Annotated in this window: 19 protein-coding genes and 1 pseudogene; 17 read left to right on the top strand and 3 right to left on the bottom strand. The window is 45.5% G+C overall.

Annotated elements, in window-relative coordinates; translation table 11 throughout:
- Positions 1-80 precede the first annotated feature (80 nt).
- The 11 genes from Q0V21_RS00500 to Q0V21_RS00450 all read left to right on the top strand — a co-directional run bounded on the left by Q0V21_RS00500 (position 81) and on the right by Q0V21_RS00450 (position 14,764).
- The gene (locus Q0V21_RS00500) at positions 81-1,367 is read left to right on the top strand and encodes a cellulase-like family protein (protein WP_301877074.1); all 1,287 of its coding nucleotides are present in this window, start codon (positions 81-83) and stop codon (positions 1,365-1,367) included.
- Positions 1,368-1,647: 280 nt separating this feature from the next.
- On the top strand, positions 1,648-2,001 hold the full coding sequence (locus Q0V21_RS00495) for a VOC family protein (RefSeq protein ID WP_079349000.1): 354 nt from the start codon (positions 1,648-1,650) through the stop codon (positions 1,999-2,001).
- Between the two features lie 280 nt (positions 2,002-2,281).
- A complete protein-coding gene (locus tag Q0V21_RS00490) occupies positions 2,282-3,808 on the top strand; it encodes a response regulator transcription factor (RefSeq protein WP_301877072.1) in 1,527 nt (508 codons plus the stop codon).
- 42 nt (positions 3,809-3,850) lie between these two features.
- Positions 3,851-5,674, top strand: coding sequence for a sensor histidine kinase (locus Q0V21_RS00485; protein WP_079348999.1), 1,824 nt, complete (start codon positions 3,851-3,853; stop codon positions 5,672-5,674).
- Positions 5,664-7,199, top strand: a complete 1,536-nt coding sequence (locus Q0V21_RS00480) for a response regulator (RefSeq protein ID WP_079348998.1) — start codon at positions 5,664-5,666, stop codon at positions 7,197-7,199. The genes Q0V21_RS00485 and Q0V21_RS00480 overlap by 11 nt, the downstream gene beginning before the upstream one ends.
- Before the next feature lie 117 nt (positions 7,200-7,316).
- On the top strand, positions 7,317-8,990 hold the full coding sequence (locus Q0V21_RS00475; RefSeq protein ID WP_301877071.1) for an ABC transporter substrate-binding protein: 1,674 nt from the start codon (positions 7,317-7,319) through the stop codon (positions 8,988-8,990).
- Positions 8,991-9,131: 141 nt separating this feature from the next.
- Positions 9,132-10,097: an ABC transporter permease gene (locus tag Q0V21_RS00470; RefSeq protein WP_301877070.1), complete on the top strand. Its 966-nt coding sequence runs from the start codon at positions 9,132-9,134 to the stop codon at positions 10,095-10,097.
- Entirely contained in the window at positions 10,097-11,050 is a 954-nt protein-coding gene (locus Q0V21_RS00465) for a carbohydrate ABC transporter permease (protein WP_301877069.1), read from the top strand. The genes Q0V21_RS00470 and Q0V21_RS00465 overlap by 1 nt, the downstream gene beginning before the upstream one ends.
- Positions 11,051-12,607, top strand: coding sequence for a glycoside hydrolase family 43 protein (locus Q0V21_RS00460; protein ID WP_301877068.1), 1,557 nt, complete (start codon positions 11,051-11,053; stop codon positions 12,605-12,607).
- 58 nt (positions 12,608-12,665) lie between these two features.
- Positions 12,666-13,688, top strand: coding sequence for an endo-1,4-beta-xylanase (locus tag Q0V21_RS00455; RefSeq protein WP_301877067.1), 1,023 nt, complete (start codon positions 12,666-12,668; stop codon positions 13,686-13,688).
- A gap of 89 nt (positions 13,689-13,777) precedes the next feature.
- Positions 13,778-14,764 (top strand): glycoside hydrolase family 43 protein, encoded by a 987-nt coding sequence (locus tag Q0V21_RS00450; protein WP_301877066.1) that lies wholly within the window; start codon positions 13,778-13,780, stop codon positions 14,762-14,764.
- A 73-nt stretch (positions 14,765-14,837) separates the two neighbouring features.
- Here the strand turns inward: Q0V21_RS00450 and Q0V21_RS00445 are convergent, their stop codons facing one another.
- Positions 14,838-16,148 carry an amidohydrolase family protein gene (locus Q0V21_RS00445; protein ID WP_301877065.1) on the bottom strand — a complete coding sequence of 437 codons (1,311 nt, stop codon included), beginning with the start codon at positions 16,146-16,148 and terminating at the stop codon, positions 14,838-14,840.
- A 155-nt stretch (positions 16,149-16,303) separates the two neighbouring features.
- Between Q0V21_RS00445 and Q0V21_RS00440 the strand changes: the two genes are divergently transcribed.
- Positions 16,304-16,732, top strand: a complete 429-nt coding sequence (locus Q0V21_RS00440; RefSeq protein ID WP_301878377.1) for a MarR family winged helix-turn-helix transcriptional regulator — start codon at positions 16,304-16,306, stop codon at positions 16,730-16,732.
- Positions 16,733-16,944: 212 nt separating this feature from the next.
- Entirely contained in the window at positions 16,945-17,487 is a 543-nt protein-coding gene (locus Q0V21_RS00435) for a substrate-binding domain-containing protein (RefSeq protein WP_367620499.1), read from the top strand.
- Positions 17,488-17,613: 126 nt separating this feature from the next.
- Here the strand turns inward: Q0V21_RS00435 and Q0V21_RS00430 are convergent, their stop codons facing one another.
- On the bottom strand, positions 17,614-18,030 hold the full coding sequence (locus Q0V21_RS00430) for a Rossmann-fold NAD(P)-binding domain-containing protein (RefSeq protein WP_079348990.1): 417 nt from the start codon (positions 18,028-18,030) through the stop codon (positions 17,614-17,616).
- A gap of 12 nt (positions 18,031-18,042) precedes the next feature.
- On the opposite strand from Q0V21_RS00430, the gene Q0V21_RS00425 reads away from it, so the two are divergent.
- From Q0V21_RS00425 to Q0V21_RS00415, 3 genes and pseudogenes are all read left to right on the top strand, one after another.
- Entirely contained in the window at positions 18,043-19,737 is a 1,695-nt protein-coding gene (locus Q0V21_RS00425; protein WP_301877063.1) for a cation:proton antiporter, read from the top strand.
- A 260-nt stretch (positions 19,738-19,997) separates the two neighbouring features.
- Positions 19,998-20,690 carry a FadR/GntR family transcriptional regulator gene (locus tag Q0V21_RS00420; protein WP_301877058.1) on the top strand — a complete coding sequence of 231 codons (693 nt, stop codon included), beginning with the start codon at positions 19,998-20,000 and terminating at the stop codon, positions 20,688-20,690.
- A pseudogene (locus tag Q0V21_RS00415) lies at positions 20,687-21,895 on the top strand (CynX/NimT family MFS transporter). Before Q0V21_RS00420 ends, Q0V21_RS00415 begins: the two are co-directional and overlap by 4 nt.
- A 90-nt stretch (positions 21,896-21,985) precedes the next feature.
- Here Q0V21_RS00415 and Q0V21_RS00410 read toward each other — a convergent pair.
- A complete protein-coding gene (locus Q0V21_RS00410; RefSeq protein ID WP_301877057.1) occupies positions 21,986-23,119 on the bottom strand; it encodes a LuxR C-terminal-related transcriptional regulator in 1,134 nt (377 codons plus the stop codon).
- Positions 23,120-23,339: 220 nt separating this feature from the next.
- On the opposite strand from Q0V21_RS00410, the gene Q0V21_RS00405 reads away from it, so the two are divergent.
- A complete protein-coding gene (locus Q0V21_RS00405; RefSeq protein WP_024633414.1) occupies positions 23,340-24,083 on the top strand; it encodes an SDR family NAD(P)-dependent oxidoreductase in 744 nt (247 codons plus the stop codon).
- Positions 24,084-24,363 lie beyond the last annotated feature (280 nt).

Below are 24,363 nucleotides of genomic sequence, written 5' to 3'. Positions count from 1 at the left end.
TCAATGAGATATTGTCCATTGGTTGGCTTATAGAGAAAGAAAACGGTATTGCTAAAAACAAAAAAGAAGGTGTGATGATAATGGATGTCGTGCCTGGCAGGTTGCCGCGCAAACTGACCATCACCATGTGGGATTTCTCCTGGTACACCATGACCCTACCGGGAGAGCCGTACAGCGATCTTGAGGCAAGATTTAAGGAAGCGGTGGAGAGAGGCTACAATACGATCCGAATCTGTGCGATGCCTTTCTTACTGTTCACGGCGGAAGGCAAGCGGCCAGGCCCGCTACACTTTGGCAGCCTTGGAGAGATCGGGCAGCGAACACGCTGGTACAACTGCCGGGGCGGCGCCGTGCTGGACGGGCATGCTCATTTGCTAGAATTGTTCAGACAGGCCAAGGCCCATGGTTGTTATATCATGTTATCTTCGTGGGAATATCAACAGAGCCCCAGCTTCCTGACCTTTCCCGCACTGCGTGACGAGCTGGCTGCCATCGCTCCGGAGAACCGGTTTATGGCTATTGCCAAATCCCTGGATCAGCTTATCCGCTATTTAAAAGCGGAAGGATACGAGGAACAGATCATCTATGCGGAGCTGCATAATGAGGTGGAGTTCGGGCAATTGACCGCCATAGGAATCACTCAAGGTATTGTCCCATCCAATATACCAGCACTTGTGGAAGCCATGCAGCCGTATATTGAAGAGGCTGTCAGATATCTCAGAAGGGTCCATCCGGATATCCTGATGACAGCAAGCTATACATTAAACGAAGCATATCCCAAATGCTATGTAGCGGGAAATTTACAGGTTGCACATTTCCATCTGTATATCAAAGGGGTATTGAATGAATTAACCGAAGCAGCCGGACTGGATGATGAGCAGGCGCCTTTTCCGGGCATGCTCGTCCAATCGATCCTGCGGGAGGATGCGCCTCCATTCGAAGAGTATACGCTGCCGCGCGGCCAGGAATGGAGGATGGAAGGCAATCCGGTAGGGCTAAGACTGCTCTATCTGCATGACTGGGTGGAGCCGGATAAATGGGATCTTTTTTTATACGACCATTATGGTAAACATAAGCTGGCTATGCTGCAAAAGGCAGATATGCGCTTGGAGGAAGCTCACGAATGGGCCGTTCATTCCGGGTTACCAGTCGTTATTGGAGAAGGTTATGTCGGTTATACGCCGCTGTTAGCCGGATTTGAGGAAGGGCCTGTCGGGAAATTTATTGCAGAGTACGCAATACGAAAAGGTATGACTCTTGGCTTCTGGGGAATGACTCTGTGCTCAAACTGTGCGCCGCATCATCCCTTCTGGGACGATATAGCCTGGCAGCAGAAATGGAATCGATACATTCTTGAATCGAAATAGCTGAGAATTAGATGTATCATTTTTAACTAAATATGTAATTAATAACAAATTTAAAAGACCTTGGCGCCCGTAAAAATTACAGCGAGCTAAGGTCTTTTGCGTTTCTATTCGACACATCAGATTCTAACCAGGTATCATACAATCATTTAGGGATCACAAAACCTATTCAAAACCGATTTCTTGGTTTCCAATTGAATAACGTGGTACTAGATGATAATGTAAAATAAGGATTTGGCTTTGGGCTTGCGAAGAATATACGATTTGAATCGAGGTTCTGAAAATGAGGGTAAAACGAATTGTCGCTAATATTAATACGCAGAACATTTCAGCAGCAAAAAGCTTTTACCAAGACGTGCTTGAACTTGATTTATTGATGAATCATGGTTGGATTGAAACATACGGATTACTCGGAAAGGAGAACGTTCAAATAAGTATCGCCACTCAAGGGGGCTCCAATACACCTACACCTGATCTTTCGATTGAAGTCGATGATGTTGATGTAGTGTATGAACGCATGAAAAGTGCTGGTTACACAATAGAATATGATCTTACGGATGAGCCCTGGGGCGTTCGTCGATTCTATGTCCGAGATCCATTTGGTAAGCTGATCAACATCCTTGCTCATAGACATTAGATCAGTTGTCAGGGCGTGCATACAAGCTGGGTTACTCTTCAAATTAAAGCATTTTCTTTAAAAATTATGGTGAATTGGTTTGAAGTATTGGTTTTCTTTTCGCGGATGTTATGCTTATATAAAAGTCGCTAATTGAGGTGTACAATGACTGAACTGAACCTGAATAATCTTCGAATGGGTACATAAAGCTACAGATAAACATTTTCCAGTGTGCAATGATCCATGTTTGTGTCCAAGGTAAAAGCAGATTATTCATCACTATTAACGGGGGGAAACAAGAATGATGAATGTTGTGTTGGTGGATGATGAGCCATGGGTACTGGAAGGTCTGCGAACAATGGTAGATTGGAACAAATACGGTTTTCAAATTTGTGGAGAAGCCGAGAACGGAAACGCTGCTTGGGCCATTATTGAGGATCTTCAGCCAGACCTGGTGTTTACAGATATTCATATGCCTTCGGTGAGCGGACTTGAACTGATTGATCGTTCTATACAAAAATTAGCCAAACCGCCGCGATTTGTCATATTAAGCGGATACGAACGCTTCGATTATGCGAAAACAGCGCTGGAACAGCGTGTAGAGGATTATTTGCTCAAACCCATTGATGAGGTTGAGATTGAAAACGTATTAGAACAGATGAGTCGTAAAATTCAGAACGAGCTTGCCTCAGAGAAATTGCATCAACACGAGCGCACTTTATATGTAAACTGTTTGTTCAACCGCCTGTTTCGGGGTGAGGAGAGCAGTGAACTGCAAGCTGAAGTGAAAAGTATTATGCAAATGGAAGGTCATGAGAACATGGCCTGCCTTTTAATTGAAACAGATGCTTGCCATGAGGACATCAAGTCACAGATACAGCGTATTGCTAGCGTTCAGCACTACGAACTTTATATGGATGTTGAAGGAAGAATTGGGGTCTTTGCTGCTGAAATGGATGATTCTCTGAGTTGGCTTGAGAGGTTAGGGAGCACCCTGTTTGAGATGTACTCCAGTCAAGCAACAATTATTGTGGCATTTGCATATCATTCAGGTGGAGTAGTTGCTATGCGGACGGCCTATGAAAAAGCATTTTCTGCGCTAAAATGGAAGCGTTATCAGATAGGGAGCGGCATTATTTGCGATCAAGATCTGCCAAGGGATGGCAGCATGGCGACTGTGAACCAAAAAGCATTGACTAACCTGTTTAGAATCATTTTAACGGGTCAGGAGGATGGACTGGAGAAAGAGGTACATGAACTGCTGGTGAATCCAGACTCAGGGCTTCCTGCGTCGGATATAGAATATGTTCGGGTGCAATTGCTTGCCCTTGAAATGGGAGTTCTCAAGCAACTGAAGGAGCTGGATGGAGATGTGGAGAGGTTTGTGTTGCAGTTACAACATACGTTGGGCGTCTTAACCGACATTGAATCCTTTCCTGCATTTCGGGAATATGCACTTTTATTAAGTCTCAACGCTTTGAGAGCTTTGCAGGAGCAGCGGAAAGAAAAGGAATGCAGCACCATTTTTCGTGTGGTGCAGTATGTTAACCATGAGTTTCGGGAGAAGCTTCAGCTTCAAGAACTTGCACAGAAATTTCATATGAATGCCAATTATTTGGGGCAAGCCTTCAAACAGCAGACTGGCAAGTCTTTTCGGGAATATCTGAATGATAAACGGATCGAGGAGGCCAAGAGACTGCTGCGTCAGAGCTGTTCCAGCATAGCCGAAGTTGCGGTCAACTCAGGGTACCCCAATGCTGACTATTTTGTAAGTCAGTTCAAGCGCATGACGGGCATGGCTCCTTCTGCATATCGGAAACAACCATAGATCCACTCGACAAGTAACGAATGAAGGATGGCGATTGAAGACATGTTTAAGAAATTCCGATTGCGCGGCATCGTGAACGATATTCCTTTGAACTACAAGTTTACGCTGATATATGTTATCGGTATTTTGCTTCCGATTATTGCAAGCAATTATTTGTTCATGGATCGTATGTCAGGGCTGATCAAGGAACGGGAAGAACAGAATTTGCAAATATCGCTGGAGCGGGCTAGAAAGGACATTCACACCATGATTGACGGGGGTATCGCTGTCAGTCACGCCTTAATCACGGACAAGCTGTTGTCCGAATCCATGGATCGTGTGTACAATGGTCAACTGGATTTCTACAATACGTTCGATGAACAGCTTCGCCATAGGGTGACATCTTATATACCCGTGAACAATCAGATCCAGCGAATCGGCATCTACACGAATAACCCAACCATCGTGTCTGGAGGAGATTATTATTATTTGGACAGCTCAATGTATGCCAGTGCCTGGTTCAGACAATGGGAAAAGGCAGGGGAATCACTGAGTGTGCTCGCTTATCGCGATCAGGCGGCGAATGATCGCGCGGCGACCTCATCATATTTTAGTGTGATTGAAAAAATGGACTATTACAACGTAGACAATTCTTACGAGAAGCTGGTGCGGATTGATTTTTACCTTAATCGATTCTATGACGTTATTGCGAGAGAGAAAAGTTCGCTGGACCTGTATCTGGTCAACGCCAAGAATCAGATTATTGTGTCTGCAGATGACAAGTATCAGGGCGAGGTAGACAGTGATTATGCGTTGTTCGATATGAGCAAGGTAGCGGAAAAGGATCTACATATCGTTCCGATTGGTAATGCCAGCTATGTGAAAGGTTGGAAGCTCATCGGCGTGCCTCAGGAAACACGTGTCAAACAAGCGATGTTCTCCATGAAGCTTTATTTCGGCATGTTGGCCGGTATCATTACTTTGGTTACCTCCATCTTCATCTATGTCATGCTGCGTTCATACAATTATCGAGTAAAGCGTCTGTCCAGACATATGCAAAAGGTGGGGAACGAGAAATTTGATCTGATCAACATTGATGGTGGACAGGATGAGATAGGTCATTTAATTCGTAATTTTAATATGATGACCGCGCAGATCCATTCCCTGATCAATAATGTGTACAAGCTTGAAATTCAGCAGCGGAGTCAGGAGGCCGAGCGCATTCGCGCTGAGCTAAATTTGTTGCAAAGCCAGATGAATCCTCATTTTTTATTCAATACACTTAATGCGCTGCTGGTGGTCAGCACCAAAAACAATTATGCGGATGTCAAAGATATTATTAAGGACCTCTCCAAGTTGCTTCGCCGCCTGTTGAATTGGAAGGATGATGTGGTCACTCTGGAAGAGGAAATGAGTTTTACGGTCATGTATATGGGAATTGAAAAATTCCGTTTTCGAGATAAGTTTGAATATTACATTGATATTAGCGATGAGGCGAGGCAGTATAGAATTCCAAAAATGAGTATCCAGCAGTTGGCCGAGAATGCTTGTAAACATGGAATTCAAGCCATTGAAGGACTTGGCTATGTGAAGATTAAAGCAGAAGTTGTAAGCGAGCGCTTGCGTGTTGTTGTATCCGATAATGGCAAAGGCATGGATAAGGAACGGCTACAAGAGGTTCTGTATCATATGCGGAGCAAAGAGGAGAGTGGAGGAAGTAATATTGGCATACGCAACGTATATCGTCGTCTTGAATTGTATTATGACGATAAAGTGAGCTTTAACCTGGTGAGCAGAATAGGTGAGGGAACAGAGGTATCCTTCGAAATTCCATTACAACTGCTGGAGTATCAGGGAGCAAAAGGAGGTAGGGACAATGGCATTTAAAGTGCTGCTGATTGATGACGAGCCATGGGCGCTAGAGGGCTTGGAGCTGTGGATTCCATGGGAAAGTCTTGGCTTTGAGGTATGCGCTTTATGCGGCAACGGGGTGGAAGGGTTGCAACGAATGGAAGAGCTTAAGCCGGATCTTGTTATGGTTGATATTCATATGCCAGTGATGAATGGACTAGAAATGATTGAAGAATGGCGACATCGAGGGAATTGGTCGACCAAGTTTATTATTCTTACGGGGTACAGCGATTTTGAGTTTGCGCGAAAAGCGCTTAAATTCAAAGTTTCCGGTTATCTGTTAAAACCATTGGATGAGGAACAGGCGAAGTCCGAGGTTCGCATGATGGGCATCGAACTAATGAAGGAGCAAGAGCAGCTTTATATTGGACAGATTGCATTGAGAGAGCAGGAAATGTTGACGATGAAGGAAGCTTTGATGGGCAAAGTGCTGTCTACAGAAGGTACTCAACTCATGGAGTCCCTGTCCCGGTCAGCTGAATCCTGGAATGTGTGCCTGGTTCAGGTGTCCGAGAAAGAGGTTGGCCGCTTGATTAGTATTGCTTCAGAGGTTCTGAGCGGACAACATGTCATTTATATCATTCGTCTGCGAAATGATCTCGTGTCCATTGTGTTCGGCGATGTTTCCTCCGAACCTCAGAGAACGAGCGGGAATTTAAGAAAACAATTAGAAGCACTGGCTCGCCGTCTGGCGGGCTTTCGTACATATATGGCGATTGGCACAACCGAATCCTCTCTTCATCTTATCAGCAACTCCCGAATAACAGCAGAGAAGGCGCTGCTGCACGCCTTTTATGAAATGCAAGGGAACAGCATAATGGATTATGCCGATCTCCAGCACCACGATTTTCAAAGGCATAACAAACAGGTCGAACTGGTCGAGCGAGTACTGGGAGCACTTCAGCTCATTGATTACGCCAACTTCCAGTCCGCTGTGGAGTTTATTGAGCAATCCTTTCGACAGATGCGGGTTCACCCGGATGAAGCCCGAAAATTTGTGATTTACCTTCTTCATGAAATTCGGGCTTATATGAGGGCGCAAATGGCAGAAGATTCAGAGAATTACCGTTTGTTCGAAATACCGGATCTGGATGAAGCACTGTTAACCTTTGATGATTTAGTTGGCATGTTGCATGCGTGTGGAAGAGTCTGCTTTGAGTTTTTGCTTAAAGAGAGCGTCTTCGAAGCACAGGGTATTGTACAGGATATCAACGATTATATTCATGTACATTTCCGGGAGGGATTGACCATTAAGATGCTGGCGGAACGTTTCTTCCTGCATCCGGCCTATTTAGGGCAACTGTTGATTCGCAAAAATGGAATCGGATTCAATGAACTGCTTCATAACCTGAGGGTAGAGGAGGCGTGTCGGTTGCTGCAGAAGAATCAGTACAAAAATAGCGAGGTCTCGGAACAGGTTGGATACGCCAATTACCATCATTTTTTAAAACAATTTGAGAAACGCATGGGCATGTCTCCTAATGAATACAAGAAAACCTGAGCTTTTCTCGGAAAGAGCTATAATTCGAATATAGTTTCCATAGTGATGTAAATTTATAATTAAATTATTCAAATGAAAGGGCTTTCATGCAGTGAGATCAAACTTTGGAGGTGCTTTATGGGGGACAGTAAAAAATCAATTTTCCGTATGGGGGCAACACTGTTATTGTCGTTGAGCGTTGTGCTAGCAGGTTGCTCAAGTGGCAATTCAGGCAGCGGAGAGGAAAGCAGTAAAGGTAGTGAGGTTGGTGCTGATAATCCGTTAGAAATCTCGGTATTCCTGAACGAGGCCGGACAACAGCCAACTGCTGACAACAAAATCTACAAAAAAATCAAGGAAGAGCTTGGCGTTACATTCAAATTTGAATTTTTGGCCGGCGACAAAAACCAAAAGCTCGGCGTCATGATTGCCGGAGGAGATTATCCCGATTTGATCTCTGCGGATACCAAGCTGACAGCAGCAGGGTCGGTCATTCCTCTAGAGGACCTGATCGAGGAACATGCGCCTAATCTGAAGAAGCATTACGAGAAATACTGGAACCAGATGAAGGACCCTAACGATGGACATATCTATTACTTGCCTAACTACGGTGCTTACAACGGTGAGGTGTCAGATACCTACTACAGCGGACCTGCCTTCTGGATTCAAAAAGCTGTGTTGAAAGAGTTTGGCTATCCAACACCAAAAACACTGGACGAATACTTTGATCTGATCGCGAAATACAAGGAGAAGTATCCTACTATCGACGGCAAGCCGACCATTGGCTTTGAAGTGCTGAACTATGACTGGAAAAACTGGGGGCTGCTGAACCCGCCACAGCATTTGATCGGTCATCCGAATGATGGGGGCGTCGTTGTAAACGACGGCAAGGCAGAGATCTTTGCAGACAAGGATTATGCCAAAACATACTATGAAAAGCTTAATGAAATTAACGGACAAGGCTTGCTCGACAAGGAGGCTTTTGCCCAGAACTACGATCAGTACATGGCCAAATTGTCCAGCGGCGCAGTGCTCGGCATGTTCGACCAGCATTGGAACTTTGGCAGTGCGGAAGATTCTTTGATAACGCAGGACAAAATCGAACGCACATACGTTGGCTTCCCACTGGTATACGACAGCAGCACAAAGGACTACTATCGCGATCGCGCAGCGCTTAACCTGAACAATGGTTACGGCATTACGGTAAGTGCCAAGGACCCTGTGAAAATCATTAAAGCGCTCGACAAGCTTATGGAAGAAGATTGGCAAAAGACGCTCACTTGGGGCATTCAGGATCAAGACTATTACGTCAATGACGAAGGTCGTTTCATGAAAACACAAGAACAGCGCGACAATGCTGCGGATGCGGCCTGGAAGCTGGCCAACAAAGCAGACGCTTTCTATGGAACCGCACCGAAGATGGAAGGTTATTTCAGCGATGGCAACGCCACTTCAGCAAGCAATCAGCCGGAAGAATATCAGGCCAGCTTGAAACCGTTTGATAAGGAAGTTCTGGATGCATATGGATTAAACAGCTTTATAGAGTTCTTCAGTGATCCGCCGGAAAACCCAATCTATTACCCGGCTTGGTCCGTCGATCTGGTTGAGGGCTCTCCAGCTAAAATCGCCAATACGAAGCTGAACGAATTATCAACCAAATATTTGCCGAAAGCGATTTTGGCCAACACATCCGAATTCAGCAGTGTGTGGAGCGAATACGTTTCCGAAATTCAAAAGCTGGATATCAAGGTATTCGAAGGCCGCATCAATGAAGTATTGCAGTGGAGAATCGATAACTGGTCTGTGAAATAAGAAGTTGCTGTCAGGAAGGAAGGTTACCTTCCTTCCTGATTTTTCAAAGAAACATGTCACTGGGCGCGGATTGTCATAGTGGGAAATGTGTCGCTAGACGTTTTTCCTTACAATATAAAGATGGATAGGGAGCTTGATATTATGGAGGAAATTGTAGTGGGCAGCAAGCCGCTCAGCCCAAAGAAAAAACCGAAAATTAGACGGCTGACCTGGCAGAACATCAAAGCGCAGAGACAACTGATCTGGATGTCTGTTCCTTTGCTCGCGTATATTATCACCTTTTCTTATGTGCCTGTCTGGGGCTGGACAATGGCTTTTCAGGATTATAAGCCTGCGAGAAGCTTCTCCCAGCAAACCTGGGTAGGATTCAAGCATTTTCAATTTTTATTCACCGATGACAATTTCCTGCGTGTGCTGCGTAATACGCTGGCCATGAGTGTTATCAATCTAATTTTGGGATTTGTAACCGCTATTATTCTGGCCCTTCTGCTTAATGAGATCAAAAAGGTCATGTGGAAGCGGACAGTGCAAACGATCTCTTATCTGCCCCATTTTTTATCATGGATTATCGTTACTGGCATCGTAGCGACCTCACTTGCATCCGATGGTATTATTAATGATATTTTAATGAGGCTGCATCTCATCAATGAGCCTATTCTCTGGCTGACCGAAGGGAAATATTTCTGGGGAGTTGTTGCGGGGTCCCATGTCTGGAAGGAAGTCGGCTGGAACACGATTATTTATTTGGCAGCCATAGCCTCTATTGATCCGGCGTTGTACGAAGCTTCTGACATTGATGGAGCCAATCGCTATCAAAAAATGTGGAACATCACCTTGCCGGGAATCAAGCCTACCATTGTCATCCTGCTGATTATGTCTATCGGACATATTCTGGAAGCAGGTTTTGAGGTTCAATATTTGCTGGGCAACGGACTGGTTGTTGACTGGTCGGAGACCATTGATATCTTTGTACTCAAATACGGGATCGCCCAGGGCAACTATTCGCTCGCTACTGCCGGCGGTATATTCAAAACGGTAGTCAGCATTACCATGTTGCTCATCGCGAATTGGACCGCCAAGCGGCTTGGGGAAGAGAGGCTTTTATAATGATGAAAAAAACACCATTGTCTGGTTCTGGAAATACAGCGGCACTTTCCGTTCGCCGCCCGGGTGGCAGAGGTATCGAACCACTTCTGTTCAACACCTTCAATACGATTTTCATGATTTTGCTGGTCATTGTAACGTTGTACCCGTTTCTTAACACGATTGTCGTTTCGTTCAATGCAGGGAACGACACCATCCGAGGGGGGCTTTATTTATGGCCCCGCGATTTCACGATGCAAAATTACAAAGCCGTATTTGCGTCAGGCACGATCTATAACGCGTTTTTGGTGTCCGTGGCGCGTACAGTTCTGTCCACTGTATTGAATATATTCCTGACCACGATGCTTGCCTACACGCTGAGCCGGCGGGATTATATTTTCCGTAAACTGATTACGACCATTTTTGTACTTACGATGTATTTCAATGCAGGGCTTATTCCGGGGTACTTCCTGATGAAGGACCTTCACTTAATCAATACGTTCTGGGTGTATGTTTTACCATCGCTGATCAGTGCGTTCAACCTGATCGTCATCCGTACTTATATTTACACGATTCCCGAAAGCCTGATCGAATCAGCAAAAATCGACGGTGCGGGAGATTTCAGAATCTTCTGGAAAATCATTTTTCCGCTGTGCAAGCCTGTGCTGGCAACCATCGCGCTTTTCGTTGCGGTAGGTGCGTGGAACTCCTGGTTCGATGCTTTCCTGTACACATCTTCGCGTCAAGAGCTGAGCACGCTGCAATATGAATTGATGAAGCTGTTGTCTTCCAGTATGAATGCCAATAGCAATCCATCGGTAGCCAATGGTGTGGGTATGGAACATTCCACCCAGGTTACACCGATTTCAATCCGAGCCGCGATTACAATTGTTGCTTCGGTACCGATCTTGCTGGTGTATCCGTTTATGCAAAAATACTTTGTTGTGGGACTAAATGTAGGGAGCGTGAAGGAATAGATGAAACAACTCGAAACGAATACCATCTGTTATGCCAACCCAATCCTTCCCGGATTCTATCCGGATCCCAGCATCGTAAAGGCGGAACAATATTTTTACCTCATTTGCAGCTCGTTTGAATATTTTCCCGGAGTGCCGATCTTTCGGAGCCGGGATCTCATTCATTGGGAGCAGATTGGCAATGTGTTGAATCGGGTCAGTCAGCTTGATTTGACCGGGCGGAAAAGCTCAGACGGCATTTATGCTCCTGTACTGCGTTACCATGAAGGAACATTTTATATGATTACGACAGATGTGAGAGGCATTGGCAATTTCTACGTTACGGCAACCAACCCTGCTGGCCCTTGGTCTGATCCGATTCGCATCCCATATGGGGGAATCGACCCATCGCTGTTTTTTGATGATGATGGCAAAGTATACGTGACCGCTCAACAAGGCGCCGATTACGATTCTCATGCCATCCAGTACGAGATCGACATCGCCACGGGTGAGGCGCTCTCTGAGCCACAAGTTGTGTGGCATGGGGATGGCGGGCCGTGGACCGAAGGACCGCATCTGTATAAAATTAATGGCTTGTATTATATGATGTCCGCTTCTGGCGGGACGGCTAAGGAGCATCGTGAGATCATCGGCCGAAGCGATCGACCTTATGGTCCTTTTGAACGCTATCCTGATCCCATTCTGACCCATCGCCATCTGGATCATCCGATTCAGTATTTGGGTCATGCCGATCTGGTGGAGGATCACAATGGGGACTGGTGGGCCGTTTTCCTTGGCGTGCGTTTGACAGCGGATGGATATAGCGTGCTTGGACGTGAAACCTTCCTCGCACCGGTTGTTTGGAACGAGGGGTGGCCGCACATTGACAACAATGAAGGACTAGTGAGTTTGGATATGAAGGTCCAACGTTTGCCAGTGGCATCGCCTTCCTTGCCTGAGAGCGATACAGCCATCATTGTCGGCCGGGAAGAATTCGACGGTGAGCTTGGGTTGCAATGGATGTTTGTGCGCAACCCGACAGAAGGAGTATGCATGCTTACGGAAAAACCAGGTTACCTGACGTTGTATGGCCAGGCGGGAAGTCTTGATGACATCGGTCAGATCACGTTTGTAGGTCGCAGGCAGCAGCATAGTCATGCCAGTTTTACGACCTGCCTTTCATTCATGCCAACTGCCGATGGAGAAGAAGCGGGATTGTGCGTTCGACGGGATGAGGACGCACATTATGAGATTGGAATTAAGCGGTTGAAAGGACGAAACGTTCTCTTTGCTCGCTTGACGGTGCGGGGAGAGTCGAACACGGTTCATGAGAGCGAGATTGTAACGGAGCGGCTATCGCTCCGAATTGAATCAACAGAGAAGGAATATAAGCTGGCTTGTTCCGAGGACGGACAGAACTGGACCGTATTGGGTTCAGGCTCGGCACAAGCCATTTCCCCGGAGGATTTTGTTCACAAAATGTGCTTTACCGGGGCGGTGGTCGGACTATATGCTACCGGAAATGGTCAGGCAAGCAGTGCACCTGCCCGATTCGACTGGTTCGAATACTCGATCTAATCCGCCAATAACAAGAGCTAAACTGCTAGTCAATTAGAAATAATAGAGGAGGGAAATCATGGGTTCATTTCGAGAAGAGGTTCCACTGAAGGACCTGTACAAGGATAGCTTTCACATTGGAGCAGCAGTGAATCCAAAGACGATCGAAAGTCAGCGTTCATTGCTTGCATATCACTTCAACAGCCTAACGGCAGAAAATGAAATGAAATTCTCCAGTGTGCATCCACAGCAGGGACTGTATACGTTTGAGGATGCGGATGTGATCGCTTCCTTTGCCAAAGAGCAAGGCATGGCGCTGCGCGGTCACACACTGGTCTGGCATAACCAGACTCCGGATTGGCTGTTCGAGAATGAAACTGGCGGACTGGTGGAGCGCGATGTATTGCTGGAGCGATTGAAGGAGCACATTCAGACCGTTGTTGGCAGATACAAGGACGTTATTTATGCATGGGACGTCGTGAACGAGGTTATTTCCGATGATGCAGATGACGAAAGCGCGCTCCTGCGGCCATCCAAATGGTTGGATATCGCCGGGGAGGATTTTATTGCCAAAGCGTTCGAATTCGCCCATGAGGCAGATCCACAGGCGCTTTTGTTCTATAACGATTATAACGAATCCAATCCGCAGAAGCGGGAACGCATCTTTCGGCTTGTTCGTTCGTTACTCGATCAAGGCGTGCCAATTCATGGTGTTGGCCTGCAGGCACACTGGAATCTGTATGATCCTTCCCTGGATGATATGCGCACCGCGATTGAGCGTTATGCGCAGCTTGGCCTGCAGCTTCAGCTCACCGAACTGGATGTATCGGTATTTCGCTTTGAAGACAGGCGGACAGATCTAGTTCAGCCTTCACAAGAGATGCTAGAATTACAAGCTGAGCGATATGAATCCATCTTCCGCCTGCTTCACGAATATAAGGAACATATTAGCGCTGTAACATTCTGGGGGGCTGCCGACGATTACACATGGCTGGACAATTTCCCAGTCCGAGGACGGAAAAACTGGCCATTCCTGTTCGATGAATTGCATCGCCCCAAGGAAGCCTATCAGCGTGTCGCGCGAATCACTGTACCCAAGTAAGCTGGAGCGGATCAATACCGTTTCGTTTGATCCATAGCAGTCTCGAAGAGAAACTCGGGAGTGCATATCTTTTGGAAGGAGACATTTGTATGTCCGAATTACCTAAACCGCATCAACCTATAGTTACGCATATATTCACTGCTGATCCTTCAGCGCATGTGTTCGAGGGTCGCATTTATATTTACCCATCCCATGATCTGGATCACGACGGTCCGGTAAATGACAATGGAGATCAGTACAAGATGGAGGATTATCATGTGCTATCTATGGCGGACACGGCTTCACCCGTGACGGATCATGGCGAGGTGCTGCATGTGAGGGATGTCCCTTGGGCGTCCAGTCAGATGTGGGCACCGGATGCCGCATACAGAAAAGGCACCTACTATTTGTTTTTCCCGGCACGGGACCATGATGGCATTTTCCGCATCGGCGTGGCTACGTCGTCGTCTCCAGCAGGACCGTTCAAGCCAGAGGAGCAATATATTCAGGGCAGCTTCAGTATTGATCCCGCTGTATTCGTGGACGAGGATCAGCAGGCCTATATGCTCTTTGGTGGCCTGTGGGGGGGACAGTTGGAAAAATGGCAGACTGGAAGCTATGTGGAACATGCGGAGGGCCCTGCTCCGGGTTCTCCGGCGATCGGCCCAAGAGTTGCAAAGCTGAGTGAAGATATGCTCTCAATGGCTTCGGAGGCGCTGGAGATATCCATCGTGGATCAGGAAGGAAATCCGTTGACCGCTGGGGACGAGAATCGCAGATATTTTGAAGGACCATGGATGCACAAATATAATGGAAAATACTATTTGTCCTATTCCACAGGAACGACGCACAAGTTGGTGTACGCCATCGGTGACAATCCCATGGGTCCGTTTACGTTCCAAGGTACCATTTTGCCGCCAGTCATGGGCTGGACAACACATCATTCAATTGTACAATTCAAGGAAAAGTGGTATTTGTTCTATCACGATTGTTCCCTTTCCGGCGGAGTTGATTACAAGCGCTGCGTAAAATTTGCCGAGTTGACGTACAACCCGGACGGCACGATTCGCATGATTGATCCATATCCAGAGAAATAAGATGCTTAAACTTTAAAACTCCGTGCTTTGGCACGGAGTTTTAGTTTTTATTGTACAGGCAGATTGAGTCTGATTAACCTACTTGGTGCGATCCATTGAACCATACGGATTTGATCGACAAGGTATCCGAAATCGTAGTTGTTGGATCACCGTCAACGAGAATGAGATCTGCTCGTGCACCTTCGGTAATGCGGCCGCGATCATGAAGACCAAAGCAACGGGCCGGTTTCGAAGTAGCCGACTGCAGAGCTTCGATCGGAGTGAACCCGGCCTTCACCAGCAGCTGCATTTCGTGGTGGACACTTGCTCCATGAGCAAGGCCGCCCAGATTTGGTACGGGAACCGGCGCGACATCCGTCCCTACCAAAATATCAACTCCGGCACGGTGAAGATCCATCACATTTTTAAAGCTGTTCTCCATATTGCCTTGGGGGAACGTATTGAAGCTTGAGTTCAAAATATCGATCCAATCTGAACTTAATTTGGAATGAACACGTGGATCATTCGCCAATTCGGATGCCGGATTTCCGATAATCGATGAATTCAACACCAAGCACGGAGTAACAAATGCGCCTGAACTCGCTATAGATTTCACTAACTCGGAGGTGTACTCGGGTCTGTCAATAAACAAGTGGCCCAAACCGTCGACTCCAAAATCGATGGCTTGTTGAGATGAAAGAGCTGTCAAGACATGGGCGATGACCAGCTTATCGAACTTGTGGGCTTCTGTCACGGCTGTTTTTAGAATCTCGTCGCTTAATACTGGCAGGCCAGGTGCACCCATGACCGTTCCTTCTTCAATCATGATCTTAATATAGTCGGCCCCATTCTCGACTTGGGTATGCACATGTTTAATCGCTTCTTCCACCGTTGTCACTTGCGGTATTTCTTCATGATCGTGAGCGTAAGCGGCTAACATGGCTTCCCGGTCTGCCTCCGATAACTTCGCTAATTCCTTTAATACGAATTCCGGTATTTCATCTCCATCCGGTAGTAATTCATCCGGGTGACCACCCGGAGCCGTGATCGCTGTGCCAGCAGAACGCACATCTGCGAGGTCATTCACGTTTTTTAACTGGATTTCGCGCCCTCTTTGAGTAAAATCGCCGTTCATTTCGAGTTCCGTGGTAACGCCGAATTTTAGGGCATCTCGTAATCCGCCGATCGAGGTGTGAACGTGTGCATCAATCAGACCAGGCATTAAAGTCGCATTTTCTCCATCGATAATCCTTGCATTGGCTGGAAGGTCGCCACCGACTGAAATAATAGACTCCCCTTTAATAACAACATGTCTAGGCGCAATGATTTGCTCTCCATCAAAGATTCGTACATTTGTAATCGCCGTAACTTGTTCTAACGCAGCAGTTTGAGTTAACTTCTCCATCTGAATTCCTCCTGAATGTTGTATTTGAACAATTTGAATGTTAACTGTTAGTTTTCTAACTGTCAATAGACTGATGTTTTTTGACAAGCGAATAGGATCGCTGTATAGTTTATTTACTTACAATTAGATAACTAACAATCAAAGGGGGGACGATGATGAAATCCCGAAAGGAAACACCTTATCTAGATTTATTTCAGATTATCGGTCTTAAGTTAAAGAAAAGAGCAGACGAGAGTATAAAAGAGCTGGGGTTAAACGCTCAACAAGGAAAAGTAATTGACTATATTAACGAGAACCAAAATAAAAATATTATCCAAATGGATCTTGCTGATCGGTTTCATTTAAGTCGGGCCAGCATTACAAGTATGCTTCAAGGTCTAGAGCAAAAAGGGTTCATCGAACGTAAAATCCCGGCCAATAATGAACGGCAAAAAAATATATACGTATTGCCAAAAGCGGTTGAACTGATTGAAGACTTTCAAGACTCTTTTCAAAAGGTGGAGGAAGAAATCGTTCAAGTCCTTACCGACGAGGAGAAGCAAGTATTAAAGAAATTGTTGATCAAAATCAATGAGACTATATAAATCCTCTGGGGTGAAAAACAAATCATTTGCCCCCGGCATAACGAGTGCAGGAGAGGAGATTTTACGTAATGCCTGCTCGAAGTTGTACCGATCGACGGGATTATCGCTAATGTCTCCACTTCTTCCTGTACGTAACATGGTAATCAAGTCATTCGCATCAAAGGAAAGAAACACTTGAACGTTTCCGCAAAGACTTTCCAGACGTTCGTCTTTTGTTTCGTCCCTTGTCAGGACAAGAGCTTAGAAATAGCCTAAGAGAAAGGCTTGCAGATGTGATATTTGTATTGGATGAATTCGTTGCAGCCAAAGACCTTCATTCAGAATTTTTGAAAGAGGAGTATTTTAAAATGGTGGTTTCTCCAGATCATCTTTTAGCAACTCGCTCCTCATTGAGCATTGATGACTTTCATAAACAGCACTTTTTGTTGAGTGAAAAAAATTGCCCTTATCTTACTCATTTTCACCAGTCCTTAATAAAAAAAGGCGCCAATGCTTTGACAGAACTGGAGTTTCATAGTGTAGAAGCAATTAAACAATGTGCTGTGGCTGGTCTTGGTATTGCACTGTTACCTGAGAGGGCTTTGAAGGAAGAATTAAGAGAGGGAAGACTAGTTGCTTTATCATGGGATTTATCGGATGTATCCTTTTCCGCACAGATGCTCTGGCATCGTGAGAAATGGATTTCTCCATCAATGGCTGCCTTCATTGATATCGCAAAGAGTGAGTTAAAAACGGAAGAAGTATCTGACTCATAAGAGGGAGAACACCAAAGGCAACGCCCATGAAAGGGATTTAAGGAGAGAGTCATATGCTACTAAAAGAGTTTGATTTAGATTTACCATATATTGTAGATCAAGATAATGTTAATTCAATAATAAAAATCAGAAATGTGAGTATAAAGAAGCAATAAAAATTTTGTCCACGACGGCATTTCGGTACTCGTAGGGGAGTTCCTTCTCCGAAGAAAAGCAGAGGACAATATCGGTTTTATTGTTATAGGTGTTCAGCATGATCGCCTTACCCGGCTCGTTGTACATCTGTGTCGTATTCTCCCTGATCAACAACTTATCCACAATCGTGATAGAGAAATACGTTTTAAGAAAATGCGAAAATTCCGCCTCCTCGTCGAAGTACAATTTTCTGACGGCCGAATGAATACCATCACAGCCGAATACCAGGTCATACGAGCGCTTTTGTCCTCCTTTGAAAGCTACCTCAACGCCATTATTTTCTTCCTTCAATGATGTAATGCTATCTCCGAAAATAAACTCAACGTCATCTTTGACAGCCTTGAACATGATCTCCCCGTGATGGGTTATTTCCTCAATTGGCTGCTTCCGGTCATCCCGCTGGCGGCAGCCTTTGCATTGGCGGCTGCACTAGCACCTACCGATGCTGTGGCCGCGGGTGCATTGGAGCAGAAAGTGAAGATTCCCCATCAGACGATGCAAATTCTTGAGGGAGAATCTTTAATAAATGACGCATCGGGGCTGGTCTCATTTCAATTTGCCGTAGCCGCAATGGTCACTGGTGTGTTCTCACTCCAATCTGCCAGTATCAGCTTTATCTCCATTTCACTTGGGGGTGTTGTACTCGGCCTTCTGCTTACCTTTGTAAAATATGGTGTGGTGAAGTGGTTACGAAAACTGGGGATGGAGAATGTCACGCTCCATATGCTGATTGAGATTTTGACTCCCTTTTTGATTTTCATGGCAGCGGAGGAATTAGGAGTCAACGGTATCCTCGCCGTCGTCGCCGCAGGGATTGCACATTCTCTGGGTTACAAGAAAATGAACCCCGAGGTAGCCAAGCTGAGTGTTGTATCCAAAAGCACCTGGTCGGTCATTATCTTTGTGTTGAACGGACTGGTTTTCCTGCTGCTTGGAACACAGCTTCCTGATATTATCCAGAGGATTTGGAGTAACCCGGAAATAGGGAATTTTAAAGTCATTATGTATACACTGGTATTGACTTTGGCTGTACTTGGGCTGCGTCTCATCTGGGCTATTCTGATGGATATTTCTAAAGGACCCAAACAGAGCGAACCTTGGAAGCATAGATTGAAGAATGCGCTTATCCTGAGCCTATCGGGAGTCCGGGGAACGATCACACTGGCGAGTACGTTGTCATTGCCGTTTTTTCTTAATGATGGCACTGCATTTCCGGCCAGGGATCTGATCATTTTCCTTGCGGCTGGCGTTATCCTGTGGACGCTTCTGGCATCCAACTATCTGTTGCCGCTTATATTAGGTAAAGAAACACAAACGGAGCAGGAAGAGGATGAGATTCAGGCCAAAATTGAGATTCTGAGGAATGTGGTTACCGGATTAAATGAACTGACCACGGACCAGAACCGGCTTGCGACCGCTCAGATCATCAATACGTATACTTCCAGAATCCGAACGCTTAAGAAAGATGAAAATAAAAATAAGGCACAGCGATCCTTGGGCTTGTCCGTTCTGAAATGGGAAAGAGAGAATACGCTGCTTGCACTTGAAAAGAAAGAGGTGAATCCGTACACAGCGTACCGTTACCTTAACCGAATTAACCAACTCTTGTTTATGCATACAAGAGATGCGAGTTATAAAAAAGAGCTGTTCCCGGTAAAACATTGGGACGAGGTGCTCGGAGTGCTGCAGCAATTCCGGTTAAGTTTCCGAGAAAGAAGGGCGGAATTGAACAGACTTAGAATTCAAAATGTTACTTATGTCATTAAGCAGCTAAATGTCCTGCTCGCAGAAGGCGAGCGGGATATGGAGATGGTCAGCTCGCTGATTCTGCAATATGAACGTATGCTGCTGGGTCTGACCAAAAATGAACGGGATGCCGACACCCGAAAAGACTTCGGCATATCGATGCAGGAGCTGGCACGGGTCGGAATTCAGCTGGAGAGAGACAACATCCAGTCCATGTTCGAGACTGGCCGGATTTCAAGACAGGGCATGAAGGAAATGAAACGAGACATTCTCTTCATGGAGCATGATTTGCGAGAAGAGACAAGTTGAGATTGATCCGGATTAATGTTCTTGTCAAAAACCTAGAAGAGGTGCACACATCGTTCCTGGTAACCCATTGAGAGTCGCTATTTTAGCGGCTTTTTTGCTTTGCGGAACAAGTTTCTTCCCAAGTTCAGGACAGTTCTCGTCCCGATTAACTATAGGCAGTTTTTTAGAGAAGGAGTTGTCTGGAGGAAATAAGTGTGTTAAAGTACCTATTAACCAAACATCCTACGTTTAAATAAAATAGATGAAATGAGGACTGAATTATGCTTCAGAAAACAAATCGGCTGACGCTGGTCGAGCAAGTCGCCTTGCAAATGGAAAGACAGATCGAATCTGGCAAGTGGGCTGTCGGGACACGTATTCCGGCTGAACCGGAATTGATGGTCGAATTGAATGTTAGTCGTAATACATTAAGGGAAGCCATTCGGGCGTTGGTCCACGCAGGACTCTTGAAGACGAAGCAAGGGGACGGGACGTACGTTTGCTCTTCAAGCGTGCTGGGAGTTGTGCTACATAAACGAATCATGCGCTCCGACACGATGCAGACATTGGAAGTCCGGCATGCGCTTGAGCGCGAGGGAGCCCATCTTGCCGCACAGCGCAGAACGGGCGATGAGGCGCGCGAACTTCTTCTCCAATTGGAACGCTGGGAGGGGGCGGCAGCACGCGGTGACATGGATGGAATGGTAACGGAGGATATCCGTTTACACCAAGGCATCATCGCGGCGTCTCATAATGAGATCTTGATCGAATTATACAACCATATCGCGGACGCATCACAAGATACGATTATCAGCTTGACTCGTTATGAAATCGACGCGAGTTTCAAGGAGATGCACCGGCAGCTGGTTGAAGCGATTGTTGATCAAGATGCCGATCGTGCCGTGGCAGCGGTTCACCGTCATATTGCAGAATCGAAAGCTGTTCTTGAGGTCAAAGGAGACGAGCAGCCATGAGTGTATTAAGCGATACAAAGTCAACGATCAGGAAGAAGCCATTGTCATTGGGTTGGCCGATCATCCTTGGCATCGTCCTAATTGCAATGATTATGCGGTCGCCGTTAACATCGGTAGGCCCATTGATTGGCTCGATTCGTGAATCCCTCGGACTGTCGAATGCTACAGCAGGTCTTCTCACCACACTGCCGTTACTTGCTTTTGCACTGCTCTCACCGTTCGCGCCCCTTCTGGCACGCCGTTTTGGGGTAGAACGGACCCTGCTTTATGCACTTGTTTTACTCATGGTGGGTATTGCGATCCGTTCGTTGGCTGCAACCGCGTCTTTGTTTGCAGGAACTGCTTTGATTGGGCTGGCGATTGCGGTATGCAACGTGCTCATTCCAAGTCTGGTCAAACGTAATTTTGCTCATCAAGTCGGCCTCATGACCGGTGTGTACTCCGTGTCGATGAATTTATCCGGGGCGATTGCATCCGGTGTCAGTATTCCGGTCGCCCGCGATCTCGGTTTTGGCTGGAATGGCGCGCTCGCCATTTGGGGCGTACTCGTTCTGTTGGCCGCGCTATTCTGGTTGCCTCAAGCTCGGGCGAGTAGAGGGTCTGCCATAGCGGCAACAAGCGGTGTGCTCAAGCGGCGAAGTCTGTGGCGTTCGCCTCTGGCATGGATGGTTACGATTTTTATGGGGATGCAGTCTCTCTTATTCTATGTTTTGGTTGCTTGGTTGCCTGAAATGATGACAAGCCGAGGCTTGAGTGAAGATAGCGCCGGTTGGATGTTATCACTGTTTCAAACAGCTGCGCTGCCCGTAGCGTTCATCGTGCCGATCGTTGCGGGACGCATGAAGAACCAACGTTTACTGGTCATCATAATGACTATCCTGTTGTTTGTCTCATTGGGAGGCCTTTACTTCGGGGGAAATGCTCTCATTTAATTATGGACAGTTTTACTTGGAATTGCTGGGGGATGTGCGTTCAGCTTGGCCATGATCTTTTTAAGCTTACGGACGAAAGATGCCCAAGATACAGTTTCTTTGTCAGGCATGTCGCAATCCGTTGGATATTTGCTGGCGGCAACCGGACCGATCTTGTTCGGTTTGCTTCATGACATCACAGCAAGCTGGAACCCTCCGCTATTGCTGCTGCTTGTCGTTAGCGCTCTGCTGCTCCTGTCCGGCTTGGGCGCTTCCAGAAATCGCACGGTATAAAGCACGTGAAAGTAGTAAATAAAAGATCATCAACATGATACAAAAGTTGGTGATCTTTTATTTTAACGAATTGAATTCAAACACAATGTACTAACTCAATAAACCCCAACGGAAAGCAGAGGCAACGACCTGTGTCCGGTTTTTGGCACGCAGCTTGATCATCAAGCTGCTTACGTAATCTCTCACTGTATACTCACTTAGGAACAACAAGGAAGCGATTTTCTTGTTATCGTATCCTTCTGCCAGAAGTTTGAGAACGGTAGACTCCCTTTCTGTTAACAGAATGGCCATCGTTTTCGCGGTGTTTTCCTTTTCTTTCCTGGATAAAAACAACCCAATTCGCTTTCCCACTTCTTCAAGCAACTCCAGTTCACCCTTCGTGCAGTCAAATGAATCTCCCATTTGGTCAAAAGTAACCCAGCCATACAATTGATGCTCATGAGCAATCGGTACAAATATGATGGAAGACAAGTGAAATAACTCGATATGCTCGTCCCTTAGATAAGGCTTTGGATTTTTCAAATAGATCGGTCTTTTGGAGTTGAAGATTACATTTTGCTCGGTCAATTGTCCCTTCATACTCTGAACCTTTGGAAGCTCTTCCCCGATGACACCATAGAACTGGTTGGACCAAGGTACATAGGCATAGAAAACGCAGCGTTTATAATTAAAATACTTCTCACATTTTTTTAGGATAAAGGCTAGATCCGAAACTCCGGAAGAACTGACTAGGATTTTGTTTAATTGGTCCAGAAGACGGAGCTTCTTCAATTCGTCATTTTCATCCGCATCATGATGAATAGACCCGGTATCTGCCCACTTGTGAAAGCTATGTAATAGATAAGAAAAAACAGATAAAAGGGACATGAGAGGGTCCATCATCCGCTGATGTTTCAATTGAATCAATAGTGTCAGCAAAGCTTTTTCAAAAATAATTTGAAGCCAATTTAAGCTTGCCATATTTAACATGGATAGCTGAGATTGAACCCAGGTGTCCAAATAAGAAGAGTAGTGATGATCCATATTATCAATATCTGAATAAGTAAATATGCGAAAGAAGGATTTCATCAGCGCTTCCGTTTCGATCCGATGTGTTTCAGAGATGTTAATTTCCGAGATCAAGTAAATGTTTGTATTTTCTTCGAGCTGTTTGCTATGCGTTCTGAAAAACAATACAAATTCCTGAAAAGTCATTTCAGCATATGGGTGAAAAGATTGTGTCATAATAAGCCGTTCCCTTCAAAATAAAATACCCTACAAACGGGGGGTATACAATCCATTATTACACAGAACTTTATAGGATAGTATTTCAAAATTAAAAGAGTAAGATTGAAGAGTACAAGGTCTTGAATCTTTTGAGTCCGATTAGGATTTATAAGATGGTAATGAATGGACAAAATATGTATATAAACTTAACTAATGATGAATGGAGCGGTTGAATCGTATGAAATTAAAAGATAAAGTTGCTATTGTCACAGGTGGGGCCAGTGGAATTGGTGAAGCCACCGTTCGTCTTTTCGCACAAGAAGGAGCAAGAGTCGTCATTGCTGACTTTTCTGATCATGGTAAGGAACTAGCTGCCGAACTCAATGGGGAAGGTCATGATACGGTATTCATCAAAACAGACGTTACTAAAGAAGAAGATATTAAGCACATGATTAATGAAACTGTTGAGAAATACGGTAAACTGGATATTATGTATGCAAATGCGGGGGTTGCCGATGACGATACCGCTGATGCATTATCCTATGATAAATGGAAACGTACGATTGATATTAACTTGTCAGGCGTATTTCTTTCCGATAAATATGCAATCGAACAGTTCCTTAAGCAAGGAAATGGCGGAGTTATTGTGAACGCTGGTTCAATTCACAGCTTTGTTGCGTTGCCTAAAACCACAGCGTATGCCTCGGCAAAAGGTGGCGTTAAGCTGTTAACTCAGAATTTATGTACTGCTTATGCAAAAGAGGGAATACGTGTCAACGCGGTATGTCCTGGATACATTGAAACTCCTTTATTGAAAAACGTAGATGAAAAAAGTAAACAATATTTAACTTCACTTCATCCGCAGGGCAGACTTGGACGTCCAGAAGAAGTAGCAAAAGCTGTGTTGTTCCTGGCCAGCGATGATGCTAGTTTCGTGAATGGTACGACCTTGCTTGTTGATGGAGGTTATACTGCACATTAATTTGGGTCGAAAAAACATAATTTGATCTGAAAACAGATTTCCGAATCGAAATAAACCTCTGAATGTTGAAGACTTCTTCAATGATTTAGAGGTTTTTTTACATACAAAGCTCAGGCATTTATTTAAGATCAACTAGAAAAATCGACTTTTTAGATACGCTGAACATCTATATAAATTGAACTAAACATTTACACGATAACGGAGAGGACAGAAATAACGTGAAGAAGCGGAGCTAAAAGCTTTCTGAAAGAAAGCTACATCGGAAGCTTAACAGCGGATC

The sequence above is a fragment of the Paenibacillus sp. 11B genome (assembly GCF_030487755.1).
GTDB lineage: Bacteria > Bacillota > Bacilli > Paenibacillales > Paenibacillaceae > Paenibacillus > Paenibacillus vandeheii.
Note: the sequence above shows the minus strand (reverse complement) of the source record. Positions and strands in the feature narration are given on the sequence as shown.